Source organism: Flavobacterium sp. HJ-32-4, assembly GCF_022532105.1.
Taxonomy (GTDB): Bacteria; Bacteroidota; Bacteroidia; order Flavobacteriales; family Flavobacteriaceae; genus Flavobacterium.
The window spans coordinates 106,913-119,010 of the sequence record NZ_CP092832.1 but is presented as its reverse complement, the minus strand read 5'-3'; the positions used below and the strand labels follow the sequence as shown (position 1 = coordinate 119,010).

14 protein-coding genes and 1 tRNA gene are annotated in these 12,098 nt (G+C 49.1%); 6 read left to right on the top strand and 9 right to left on the bottom strand.

From position 1 onward, the window contains the following. The first annotated feature begins 46 nt into the window (after positions 1-46). On the top strand, positions 47-625 hold the full coding sequence (locus MKO97_RS00365) for an NUMOD4 domain-containing protein (RefSeq protein WP_241104093.1): 579 nt from the start codon (positions 47-49) through the stop codon (positions 623-625). Positions 626-720: 95 nt separating this feature from the next. Then, positions 721-1,413, top strand: coding sequence for a Bax inhibitor-1 family protein (locus tag MKO97_RS00360; RefSeq protein ID WP_241104092.1), 693 nt, complete (start codon positions 721-723; stop codon positions 1,411-1,413). 50 nt (positions 1,414-1,463) lie between these two features. On the opposite strand, the gene MKO97_RS00355 is transcribed toward MKO97_RS00360, so the two are convergent. Then, a tRNA-Val gene (locus MKO97_RS00355) sits at positions 1,464-1,538 on the bottom strand. An 83-nt stretch (positions 1,539-1,621) separates the two neighbouring features. Next, positions 1,622-2,932, bottom strand: a complete 1,311-nt coding sequence (locus tag MKO97_RS00350; RefSeq protein ID WP_241104091.1) for a serine hydrolase — start codon at positions 2,930-2,932, stop codon at positions 1,622-1,624. 224 nt (positions 2,933-3,156) lie between these two features. On the opposite strand from MKO97_RS00350, the gene MKO97_RS00345 reads away from it, so the two are divergent. Continuing rightward, positions 3,157-4,392, top strand: coding sequence for a M43 family zinc metalloprotease (locus MKO97_RS00345; RefSeq protein ID WP_241104090.1), 1,236 nt, complete (start codon positions 3,157-3,159; stop codon positions 4,390-4,392). A gap of 44 nt (positions 4,393-4,436) precedes the next feature. Here MKO97_RS00345 and MKO97_RS00340 read toward each other — a convergent pair whose 3' ends face one another. Both MKO97_RS00340 and MKO97_RS00335 read right to left on the bottom strand, forming a co-directional pair. After that, complete coding sequence (locus MKO97_RS00340) at positions 4,437-5,195, bottom strand: membrane metalloprotease (RefSeq protein WP_241104089.1); 759 nt, start codon at positions 5,193-5,195, stop codon at positions 4,437-4,439. Positions 5,196-5,226: 31 nt separating this feature from the next. Next, entirely contained in the window at positions 5,227-5,940 is a 714-nt protein-coding gene (locus MKO97_RS00335; protein ID WP_241104088.1) for a bifunctional 2-polyprenyl-6-hydroxyphenol methylase/3-demethylubiquinol 3-O-methyltransferase UbiG, read from the bottom strand. A 26-nt stretch (positions 5,941-5,966) separates the two neighbouring features. Here MKO97_RS00335 and MKO97_RS00330 point away from each other — a divergent pair, with 26 nt between their 5' ends. Next, positions 5,967-6,461, top strand: coding sequence for a YkgJ family cysteine cluster protein (locus MKO97_RS00330; protein WP_241104087.1), 495 nt, complete (start codon positions 5,967-5,969; stop codon positions 6,459-6,461). A 342-nt stretch (positions 6,462-6,803) separates the two neighbouring features. Here MKO97_RS00330 and rplT read toward each other — a convergent pair whose 3' ends face one another. From rplT to MKO97_RS00305, 5 genes are all read right to left on the bottom strand, one after another. Beyond that, positions 6,804-7,148, bottom strand: a complete 345-nt coding sequence (gene rplT, locus MKO97_RS00325) for a 50S ribosomal protein L20 (RefSeq protein WP_241104086.1) — start codon at positions 7,146-7,148, stop codon at positions 6,804-6,806. 151 nt (positions 7,149-7,299) lie between these two features. Next, the gene (gene rpmI, locus MKO97_RS00320; protein ID WP_014164268.1) at positions 7,300-7,497 is read right to left on the bottom strand and encodes a 50S ribosomal protein L35; all 198 of its coding nucleotides are present in this window, start codon (positions 7,495-7,497) and stop codon (positions 7,300-7,302) included. A gap of 122 nt (positions 7,498-7,619) precedes the next feature. After that, positions 7,620-8,180, bottom strand: coding sequence for a translation initiation factor IF-3 (gene infC, locus MKO97_RS00315; protein ID WP_256463655.1), 561 nt, complete (start codon positions 8,178-8,180; stop codon positions 7,620-7,622). Between the two features lie 19 nt (positions 8,181-8,199). Beyond that, positions 8,200-10,152 (bottom strand): threonine--tRNA ligase, encoded by a 1,953-nt coding sequence (thrS, locus tag MKO97_RS00310; RefSeq protein ID WP_241104085.1) that lies wholly within the window; start codon positions 10,150-10,152, stop codon positions 8,200-8,202. Between the two features lie 71 nt (positions 10,153-10,223). Beyond that, positions 10,224-10,460, bottom strand: a complete 237-nt coding sequence (locus MKO97_RS00305) for a hypothetical protein (protein ID WP_241104084.1) — start codon at positions 10,458-10,460, stop codon at positions 10,224-10,226. Between the two features lie 166 nt (positions 10,461-10,626). Here MKO97_RS00305 and recR point away from each other — a divergent pair, with 166 nt between their 5' ends. After that, positions 10,627-11,247, top strand: a complete 621-nt coding sequence (recR, locus tag MKO97_RS00300; protein ID WP_241104083.1) for a recombination mediator RecR — start codon at positions 10,627-10,629, stop codon at positions 11,245-11,247. A gap of 57 nt (positions 11,248-11,304) precedes the next feature. Next, entirely contained in the window at positions 11,305-12,096 is a 792-nt protein-coding gene (locus MKO97_RS00295; RefSeq protein WP_241104082.1) for a polysaccharide biosynthesis/export family protein, read from the top strand. Positions 12,097-12,098: the final 2 nt, after the last annotated feature.

Genomic DNA, 12,098 nt, shown 5'->3' with positions numbered 1-12,098 from the left:
GTTTTTTTTCTATATATTTGCGTGAACCCCTTTAAATAATAAGTACATGTTGCGACTGTATGCTTCAGAGCGCTTCGTTGAAGTGCCTCTTGACGCGCCGTTGCAGAAACGCTACGCCGTTTCTAACTACGGGCGTATTATCAGTTATACTGATAAAATGGAAAATGGTCAGGTCATCAAAGGCGGAAGGTCGGAAGGCTATGTAACCTTACGCTACAAGTTCAAGTACAATGACACCTGGCGATCTAAAAGTTTTTTTGTTGCGAAGTTGGTGGCGGAGTATTTCATTCCGAAAGATCATCCGGATCAGACGTATGTGCTGCACCTTGATTACCAACGAGACAACGATCGTGCGTCTAATCTCAAATGGGCCACGAAGGACGAGATGATTGAGCACGCGAAAAAAAGTCCTCACGTCATTTCAGCACGGCAGCGTACCATCGCGCACAACATTGCGTCTGATGGAGCGAAGCTTACAACCACACAGGTGATCCGGTTGAAAAAAGAGCTGGCAAACCCCAATCGGAAAACGCGTTTGAAGATGTTGGCAAAACAATTCAACATCAGTGAGATGCAGTTGTATCGCATCAAACGCGGCGAGAACTGGGGTCACATCAAGGTGTGATTCTTTTATTATCCTTACCAAAACGTCCGCACCGCGGACGTTTTTTTTATGCGATTACGGTTCAATTCAGTATATTTCCCACAAAAAACAAAAACATGGAAGACCATAAGTTATTTGTCGCAGAAGCGACGGACTTAGAACGCGCCGCTTTTTTCAAGAAAACCTACCTGCATGTGGCGGGTGCCGTATTGGCGTTTATCCTCGTGGAATCACTTTTACTAACCGTCGTCTCAGACGAGGCAATGGCAAGCCTCTTTAGTTTGGGTCGCGGCGCCTGGCTCGGGTTCATCGGCCTCTTTTGGCTCGGAAGTTTCGTGTCGGAACGTATGTCGGTTGCTGCCTCTCGCCAGACCCAGTATCTCGGACTAGCCCTGTATGTGGTGATAGAGGCATTCATTTTCCTGCCGCTTATCTACATCGCGATGTACTATGCCGGTCCGCAGGTAATAGCACAGGCCGCTACAGTTACGTTGCTGATGTTTAGTGGATTGACCGCGGTGGTGTTTACCACTAATGCTGATTTTTCCTTTCTGCGCACCGGTATCATTATCGGTGGATTCATTGCGTTGGGATGCGTTATTGGAGGCGCGCTGTTCGGATTTAACCTCGGCTTGTGGTTTTCCGTAGGGATGTGTGTGTTGGCTTCAGCGGCTATCCTATACCAAACCAGCCGTATTAAGGATTACTACACCACCGATATGTTCGTGGGCGCTGCGTTGCAACTCTTCTCTTCCGTGATGCTTCTTTTCTATTATGTGTTGCGGATCTTCCTGAGTAGGAGAAACTAACTAGCTAGGGCATACAATACAAAAAGCAGGCGTGAAGCCTGCTTTTTTTGTGGGCGATACTGGGTTCGAACCAGTGACCCCTACCTTGTCGAGGTAGTGCTCTGAACCAGCTGAGCTAATCGCCCGATAGGGACTGCAAAGTTACATCTTGCTTTCGCTTTTGCAAGTCGAAACGAAAGATTTTTGAAAAAAGAGAAGGCGTGATACCCTACTCTTTTGTAAACAATAAAGTTGCCCCGCCCTGCACCAGGGTCATTTCCCGTTTGTCGAGGTCAAAGAGGATCTTTATGTGTGCCGGTTCGAATGTAAAACTACCATCGGCCTGTGCTTCCAGCGGAAATTCTGACTGTCCGGTTGCCTGGGCATAAAAAGTGCCCGCTCGCTCCGAAATCGTAATTTTTATAGGGAGTGTGGGTGTTGCGTAGACACCGGCATGTCCTTTTGGGGTCTCTGAAACAGGACGTTTTTCGAAGGATGGAATGTCAAAGGGTAGTCCATAAGCTGCCGAAAGTAACACAATCGAAATGTCATTTTCTTCGATGTTGGCGCCGTTTGAGAGGCGCACTATCGTCACATCGCCGTCGTCAAAATGTGCAGCGATGGAAGTAAAGGCGTCAATTCCACCCGTATGCCCAAAGCCTTTCCGTCCGTTAAAAGGAAACGTGAAAAGCCCTTTTCCATAGCCTTCCTGTAACGTTTTCATTTGTGTAAGACTGGCTTCCGAAACGACCTTCCCGTCGAAAAGTGCATCGTAAAAACCGGCTAGTTGTGTGGCATCCGCGACGACGGCACCTGCACCCGAAGGCACAGAAAGATCGGTTTCGGGGGCTTTCTCCCATTTACCGATGTAGCCGTAGGAATGTGCGGCTACTTTTCCGTCGATTCGCCCTTCCGCCACGATTCCGTTTAAACGGAGCGGCGTTGTGATCCGGTCCGCTAACAAACGGACATAGCTTGTTCCGTATATTTTTTCAAGAATGTAGGTAAGGAGTACAAAGTTGGAATTACTGTATTCTGACTTACTGCCGGGTTCGAAATCACTGCCTCCTTTGCGAATGATCTCGGTCATTTCGGCTTCGGTTTTGGCCTGTGTACACCATTGGGTGAAATCGTCATCGTTCGTGAAGTTGTGGATGCCGGATCGGTGTGACAAAAGGTCGTCAATGGAAATTTGACTGGCATTTGTGATGGAAGGAAACCACTTGGACAGTTTGTCGGTCAGTTTCAGTTTTTTCTCTTCAATAGCCTTGAAAGTCAGTGCCGAGGTGAAGGTTTTCGAAATCGATCCGATGCGGTAGCGTGTTGAGGGCGTTGCCTTGGTTTCCTTTTCGACATCGGAATACCCGATGGCGCGTGTATAGACTAATTGGCCATCTTTAAGGATAGCTACACTGCCCATCCATCGGTCGTTCTTCTCGAGTGCATCAAAATAGGCATCGAGTTTCGCGCGATCGACCGTTTGTGCAGAAGCGACGCCGGTTAGCAGTACATATAATATAATAAGTAGCCGTGACTTCATAAGGATATTGTTTTTCCGAAGGTACAATTTTCACGTCGGATAGGATTAAAAACGGCTTTGTTTTTGGTAATTGGTTTATTACCAATTGTGTACAATGGAAAACGTTTTCGTAACAACCGATGTCTTTGGCGGTCCTTTTTTGACCGACGAATTTGAGTAGTTTACCGAATTTTAGCGTCACTTTCGTCTTTTTTCGTAAGTTTGGAGGGTTAAATCCCCATATTATGAATAGATATTTACTTTTTGTTGTTGGCCTTGCAGCCAGCATGTCGTTCGGACAGCAGCGCTGTGGTATGCAAGCCGCAATGGATCGCGTTTTAAGTAACCCCACTTTAGCTGCCGGCTATATCCAGGCACAGGAGCAGATGGAGGCCTCGATGCAGAACACCACGTTCAGCACGCAGAGTCCAACGGTGGTTGTTACGATTCCTGTTGTCGTTCACGTGTTATACAAGTCGGCAGTCCAGAACATTTCAGATGCACAGATTGCCTCGCAGATTGCCGTTTTGAATGCTGACTATCGCAAATTGAATGCCGATTTCTCTACTGTTGTCCCTGCCGTTTTCCAATCATTCGGAGCCGATATGGAACTTAACTTTACGCTGGCCGTACGTACGCCCGATGACGAACCGACAACAGGTATAGAGCGCAAGTCGGTAGCGAGCAGTTTTGATTTTTACAACAACTATTATACAGGGTCGGGACTTCCGGCGTGGGATCCCTACAGCTACCTGAACATTTGGGTAGGTAAGTTTGATGATGCACTGCAATTACTAGGTTTTGCCTATTTGCCCTCTACCAACCTACCAGAGTTTGACGGACTCTGTATCGATTATCGCTATTTCGGCACGACCGGAACCGCTACGGCCCCCTATAACAAAGGCCGCACCGCAACCCACGAAATCGGCCACTATTTTAACCTCAAACACCCATGGGGTAACGATGGCAGCGCTTGCGGTTCAGGTAATAACAGCGACGGCGTAGCCGATACCCCTGCTACAAGCGACCCTTATTATGAATGTCCGACCTTCCCAGACAATACCTATGCGTGTACGACTACAGCGAACGGGTCGATGTTCATGAACTTTATGGATTATGTCAATGATGCCTGTATGGCGTTTTTCACCACGGGTCAAAAAACGCGGGTGACAACCGCTTTGAATGGTCCGCGGGTGTTGTTGCAAACCTCACTGGGTGCAACACCTCTTAGCTTGGATGAGGTTGAATCGAAGAAGATGTCAATTGCACCGAATCCGGCTTCTGACTACTTTACCATTACTTCGACCAAGACGGTGGAGCGCCTTGAAATCATGAATAGTCTGGGGCAGAAAGTAAAAGAAGTGTCACTTAATGGCAACACCACGGTTAGTGTACAAGACCTCCAGTCAGGTGTGTACTTCATCCGTTTTTATGGGGAAGGACAGAAGTACCTCAAAACGAAGCGTCTTATCAAGAAATAACGACTCGCTAAACTAGAGAAAGTCCCGGACAAACCGGGACTTTTTTATTTCCCTCCATTGGCTTGCAGGTCGGCAATACAGGCGGCGTCTAATTGCGGCACCGCTGACGTTTGCATATTCATCACGCGGTTCTGGCTGGCCCAAAACATGAGACATTGGTTGTTATCGCAGTGGCGGATGTGGTCGGGATCTTGGTGGTCTGTGACCATTTCGGTGCCGAAATCGACTAGCCCAAGCAGGTGACACAGTTCGTGCTGCAACACGGTGCTTTCCATGATGGGCCGCGGTGGTTGGTTGACCGCATTGCTGAACGCCCAAATGGTGTTTTCATATATGACGCAAGACGTATTTAAGTAAGCGGTTCCCAAAACAGCGCCCGTGGCCGTGTCACTGGCCGAACGGCCATCTACGAACAGGATGCACAATGCCAACTCACCCACATTGTTGTAAGCGGTACGGTTATCCGTCTCGAGTTTCCTGATTTCAGAAGTGGTATAAGGTGAGGTGCCCGGGCTCTCAATCTGTCGCTGCGTGATGAAGACACCGTCCGGTTTGTTGAGTCGGGCTTCCAGAAAGGCCTGGAGTGAAGCCACTGCCACATCGGAAGGCTTGTATTGCCCGATGTAGAGAATCTCTACAGTCAGTTTCTGATAGTCATCCGCCGAAAGGAAATCATGGGCGCTACTGCCGGCGGGTTGTTGGTTCGGACGTGGGTTGACGCCGTCTTCCACCATCGATCCGCTATCATCAGACGAACAGCTAAAGGCAAGGGTGAGTAAGCCCAATAAGACAAGTCTTTTCATACAATTTTTATTTAAAGATACTAAAAACGTCTTACGATGACATAATGGTAAGTCGCGCCAGGTAATCATGATGTGCACCTTCAACCACCAATTCACACGCCAATCCGTTGTGATGCGCGGCCGTCTGCAAGGTGTTGAAGTCGAGATACAGCCATGGAAATGGCGGATCGGTTTGCCCTTTATAGGAAACCGTGAAGGTGAGTTCGCCGTAGTAGTGGTCGGCCGGAATCCAATGAGCGCCCTCGTCATCTGAGTCGAACATATAGAGGATGTCGGAACTGTCAATCAATATCTGTCCGTTCGGTGACAGGAGTTTTTTCAATTGTTGCAGAGAAGACGACACCCGCGCCATCGTGCCGAAAATACCCGTACCGTTCATGAGCAGCAGCAGCGTGTCGAATTGTTCGTTTTCGAGGTGCATGACATCTTTATGTAGCGCCTTATGAACACCCCTTAGGCGGCATGTTTCGACAGCACCTTCCGATACATCGATCGCCGTTACGTCGAGTTGTCGTTTGTTTTGGAGGTAAAGGGAGTGACTGCCCGCACCGCATCCGATATCCAGTACACGGCCGTTGGCCAGACGGAGTGCGGTTTGTTCGATGACCGGCATTTCGTCAAAGCCGCGAAACAGGTAGGCCACGGGCATTTCATCTGGTTCCGAGATATCGGTCTCGGTGATAAGGTCTTCCGGAGCGTTGCCGGTTTGATAGTCAAGAATGGCTTTACCGAAAAGGTCGTTCATGTAGGGAAAGGATATACTTTTGTGGTATGAAACCCGATTTGCAACAGTTGCCTGGCCTTGCCAAAGATAAGCATAACGAAAACAGGAAGTACTTCGAGAAATTGCGAAAGAAGCCGCCGCGCAACCTCGATTATGTGATGCAGGAACTGCACGATGCCGAGTTTCAACGGACCGACTGTCTGTCCTGCGCCAATTGTTGTAAGACGACCGGGCCGCTTTTTACGGAAGCCGATATCGAGCGGATTGCCAAACACCTCCGCTTGAAGCCGCAGCAGTTCATCGACACCTATCTGCGGGTCGATGAGGACGGTGATCGGGTATTGCAGTCGGTGCCCTGCACGTTTCTGGATGCCGAGAATTATTGCCTGATCTATGAGGTGCGTCCCAAGGCCTGTCGGGAGTATCCGCATACCGACCGGAAGAAGTTCCAGCAGATTACGCACCTTACGTTGAAAAATGTAGCAATGTGCCCGGCGGCGTTCAATATCGTCGAGGAGATGAAACGAAGGATGCCTTTGTAGTTGAAAGTCGAAAGTTGAAAGTCGAAAGTTGAAGGTGGGAAGTTGAAAGTGGGAAGTCGCGGTTAGGGAAGAAGCCGCGTGAGGGATCGGCGCATTGTCTGAGCTCTTTTTGCGGAGGAACGAAGCAAAAAAGCGAGTGCGGAGAGCCCGACCCTTCGGCAGATTCAGGGCATTCCGGATAGTACTGGTTGGATGCCGAAGGGGCACGCCATAGGGAAGTTCGGAAGTTCGGGAGATGGCACGTGGGGAAGATTTCACGGCACGGCGATGAATTTTTCCCATTAAAAAACCCGCTCGTGAAAGCGGGTTTTTTGAGTAAGTCGTTCCGGTTTATAAAAACGTTTATTTTACTTTTTTCACGATGGCTTTGAAAGCCTCCGGATGGTTCATCGCGAGGTCAGCGAGTACTTTACGGTTCAGTTCGATACCGTTTTTCTTTACTGCTCCGATGAATTTTGAGTAGGACATTCCTTCCAGGCGGGCACCTGCGTTGATACGCTGGATCCACAATGCACGGAAGTTACGTTTTTTCGCCTTGCGGTCGCGGTATGCATACTGCATTGCTTTTTCAACGGCGTTTTTCGCTACTGTCCAAACGTTTTTACGACGTCCAAAGAAACCTTTGGCTTGCTTCAATACTTTTTTTCTACGTGCCCTTTTGGCAACTGAGTTTACTGATCTTGGCATACTTTACTTTTTTTTGCTGCAGGCGCCTTTCGGTCTTTGAAGCCTGACAACAGGGTTATTAAATGTTAAACCTGTGAGCGTGGTTGTGGGTACTTGGCGCTTGGTGGCTGGATATAGGTCCAGAAACCAATTTCCAAAAACCGATAACCTCTTAGATAATTCTAAGTTGCTCTTTTACGCTCTTCACGTCAGACTGGTGAACCAGTGCGGAATGCGTCAACGCCAGTTTGCGTTTCTTCGATTTCTTGGTGAGGATGTGGCTCTTGAAAGCGTGCTTCCTCTTGATTTTACCAGAGCCCGTCACTTTAAAGCGTTTCTTGGCGCTGGATTTGGTTTTCATTTTAGGCATAATTCCTAACTTATTGTGGTTCGACTTACTCTTTTTTTAGTCTGAAGTCTGGAGTCTAAAGTCTGAAGTCGTCGTTTGTTTCAACCTCTTCCCACTTTCGACTTTCAACTTTCGACTTCTCCTTACTTGACCGGCTTCTTTTTCGGCGCGATGAACATAATCATCCGTTTTCCTTCCAGTACCGGCATGGATTCTACCTTTCCGAATTCTTCCAGGTCTTGCGCCAGGCGAAGGAGGAGGATTTGGCCTTGCTCCTTATAGATGATCGACCGTCCTTTGAAAAACACGAATGCCTTGAGTTTGGATCCCTCTTTCAGGAACTTCTCGGCATTCTTTTTCTTGAACTCGTAATCGTGCTCATCGGTCTGTGGGCCGAAACGAATTTCTTTGATGACTACCTGGGCCGACTTCGCTTTTAGGGCTTTGTCGCGTTTCTTTTGTTCGTAAAGAAACTTCTTGTAGTCCATTATTTTACATACCGGTGGTTCAGCGTTCGGCGAGATCTCGACGAGGTCAAGGCCCTGCTCGTCGGCGATGGCCAACGCTTGCGAGGTTTTGTAGATACCAGGCTCAATGCCCTCACCTACAAGACGTACTTCCGGTACGCGGATGAATTGGTTGATCCGGTGCGGATCTTTTTTTTCTACACGGGCAGGGCCCCTGTTATTGCTTCTTAATGCTATGGCTATTCAGTATTTAGCGTTAAACTTCGAATGTTTTCAATGTCTTGGCAACTTCCTCTTGTACGAGCGCAGCGAAATCGTCAATCGAGTAGCTGGCGTTGCCGCGTCCTTCCTGTCCGTGACGACGGACCGAAACCGTACCGTTCTTCTCTTCCTCTTCTCCCACAATCAGCATAAACGGGAATTTCTTCGTTTCAGCCTCCCGGATTTTCTTTCCGATTGTCTCGTTGCGGTTGTCAATTAGGGCGCGAATTTCGTGATTTTCAAGTAAATCTAAAACTTTTTTCGCATAATTTTCATACTTCTCACTGAGAGACAAGATGATAGCTTGCTCAGGCATGAGCCACAAAGGGAAGTTGCCGGCGGTGTGTTCGAGCAGGATGGCGATGAAGCGCTCCATTGACCCGAATGGCGCGCGGTGGATCATGACCGGACGGTGCAGTTCGTTATCAGATCCCTTATAGGTCAGTTCGAAACGCTCTGGCAGGTTATAATCTACCTGGATGGTACCCAACTGCCACTGGCGACCCAGTGCGTCCTTCACCATGAAGTCGAGCTTCGGGCCGTAGAATGCGGCTTCGCCATATTCGACCACCGTGTTGAGTCCTTTGTCGCGTGCTGCATTGATAATGGCGTTTTCTGCTTTCTCCCAGTTTTCGTCTGAGCCGATATACTTGTCGCGGTTCTCCTGGTCGCGGAGTGAAATCTGCGCGGTGAAGTTTTCGAATCCGAGCGAGCCGAAAACGTAGAGTACCAGATCGATTACCTTCTTGAACTCGTCATCCAATTGTTCAGGCGTACAGAAGATGTGGGCATCGTCCTGTGTAAAACCGCGTACCCGGGTCAGGCCGTGAAGCTCGCCGGATTGTTCGTATCGATACACGGTGCCAAATTCGGCATAGCGTTTCGGAAGATCCTTATACGACCACGGTTTGTTGTTGTATATTTCACAGTGGTGCGGACAGTTCATGGGCTTGAGAAGGAATTCCTCTCCTTCCGCAGGCGTGTGGATAGGTTGGAACGAATCCGCGCCATATTTCGCGTAATGTCCGGACGTCACATACAACTCTTTTTGGCCGATGTGTGGCGTCACTACCTGTTCGTAACCCGCTTTTTTCTGTGCCTTTTTCAGGAATTGCTCGAGACGGTCGCGAAGGGCGGCGCCTTTTGGCAGCCAGAGGGGAAGTCCCTGTCCGACTTTCTGCGAAAACGCAAAAAGCTCCAATTCTTTTCCGAGTTTCCGGTGGTCGCGGCGTTTCGCTTCTTCCAGCAATTCCAGGTAATCGGTGAGGTCTTTTTGTTTTGGGAAAGACACGCCGTAGACCCGGGTCAATTGTTTGTTTTTCTCGTCACCACGCCAATACGCACCGGCTACGCTCATGATTTTCATGGCTTTGATGAGTCCGGTGTTCGGGATGTGTCCGCCACGACAAAGGTCTGTGAACGTGGCGTGGTCACAAAAGGTGATCGTTCCGTCTTCCAGGTTTTCGATCAGCTCGATTTTATAGGGGTTGTTTTCTTTTTTGTAGAAGGCCAGCGCGTCGGCTTTGCTTGCCGCGCGCATTTTGAACTCGTGTTTTTCACGGGCGATCTCGAGCACGCGGTCTTCGATTTTCTTGAAGTCGGCGTCCGAAATTTTCTGGTCGCCGAAATCAACGTCATAATAGAAGCCATTCTCGATGGCAGGGCCAATGGTAAGCTTAACGCCCGGATACAGTTCCTGCAGGGCCTGTGCCATCACGTGTGATGTCGAATGCCAGAACGCCTTTTTACCTTCCTTGTCGTTCCAGGTATAGAGAACCAGCGAACCGTCGGTGGTGAGCGGTGTTTCGGTTTCAACAGTCGTGCCGTTGAATGCGGCGGAAATCACGTTCCGCGCCAAACCTTCACTGATACTCTTCGCGACGTCCATCGGAGTCGCGCCGCTTTCGAATTCCCGTACCGATCCGTCGGGCAAGGTAATTTTGATCATTGTCCTAAAATTTGGAAGCGCAAAGATAGCGGATTAACGCCGTCGAAACAAGCCGGAGTGGCGGCCCTTCACTATCGCGATTTCCGGAGTGTGCTTTCCAGTTGGTCGATTGCTTCGTCAGCGATGGCAACGAGCTCCTCGGCCTGTTCCGGTATTTCGTACATCCGACCCGATACGACATCGGCTAACTCCTGGCGAAAACGAAGAAGAAGTTCATTAGCATGTCGCGGACCCCGGACGAGTTGTGCTTCAAAAGCAAGTTCATAGCGTCGGGTAAGTGCCTTGATTTTCTTTTGTACAGTAAGCATAAAAAACCGTTCTCGTCACGAAAATAGAAAAACGGGTACGTTTGCCAAAGCGAATGGGTGTTTTCTTCCGTCTTTTTTTCCGTACTGTCAGATAATATGAAGTTGCCTGGCATGATATCCCCAAATACCGCATTGGCCTTCGGTAGGTAACACCTATTTTTGCACTATGGAATTTTCGTCGAAACTGCTTGAGAATGCCGTCAACGAAATGGCCCAACTTCCGGGGATAGGACGTCGGACGGCGCTTCGCCTGGTGCTTCACCTCCTTCGCCAGCCTGCCGAGCGTACCGAATTCCTGTCGGCGGCGCTGTCACGGATGCGGGAAGACATACGGTATTGCAACAGTTGCCACAACATTTCGGACACGGAGCAGTGCGATATCTGCGCCAATGAACGGCGTGACCATTCGATGGTTTGTGTGGTTGAAGACATACGCGATGTGATGGCGGTTGAGAACACCCGTCAGTTCAAGGGCATCTATCATGTGCTGGGTGGCCGCATTTCCCCGGTCGACGGGGTAGGCCCCGGACAACTTAAGATACAATCGTTGGTAGAAAAGGTGCGTTCCGGAAGTGTAAGCGAGGTCATTTTCGCCCTCAGCCCGACTATGGAAGGCGATACTACGAATTTTTATATTTACCGGCAGTTGAGCGAGTATCCCATCGTATTCTCCACCATCGCGCGGGGGATCTCCGTAGGGGATGAGCTGGAGTTTGCCGATGAAGTGACATTGGGAAGAAGTATCTTACAGCGCGTTCCTTTCGAGCGGTCGTTTGGGACCTCATAACGCTCTTTTTGATTTTAGCACGGAAAGTCTATATTTGTCCACTAATTGTACTGCCTCATGAAGTATCGCGCGCTGTTTCTGTTGGTTTTTTTTGCAGGGATGATGACTTCCTGCATTCCCAACGAGGATTTGATTTACCTGCAGAAAAAACAGGAAGCGGACAATATGGGCGTACATGAAGTACCTTCCAAACCTTACCGACTGCAGACGAGTGACAACCTGTATATCGCCATTAAGTCATTAGATCCGCAGTTTGTGGCCATGTTCAACAGCACTGAGAGCGCGGCTGCCACGGCCATTAGCCAGGAAGGACTGTACTTCAACGGGTACGCCGTAGATGATCACGGTAACATCCGGATTCCGATTTTGGGTGAACTGAATGTGCTGGGATTTACTGTTGATGAGGTTCGAAAGCGAATAGAAGATCGTTTGTTGGAGACCTATTTCACGAAGGATGCCAATATTTTTGTTACGGTTAAGCTGACGGGCTTCCGGTTTACGGTGAACGGCGAGGTGAACGTGCCCGGAACTAAGACGTTGTTCCAGGAAAAGGTGAACGTTCTTGAGGCCATAGCGAACGCAGGTGATATCCCGACTACCGGAGATCGCAAGCACGTATCCATCATTCGGAAGTTGCCTCACGGCACCGAGATGTACGAAATCGATCTGACGGATAAGGCCTCTCTGTCGTCTCCTTATTTCGAATTACAGCCCAATGATTATGTGTATGTTAAGCCTTTAAAACAAAAGTCCTGGGGAACGGGTCGCACCGGTATAGAATCGATTTCTACGGTGGTTATGTTGTTGTCTTTGGCGACAACCGGACTCATTTTACTACGGAATAACTAGCG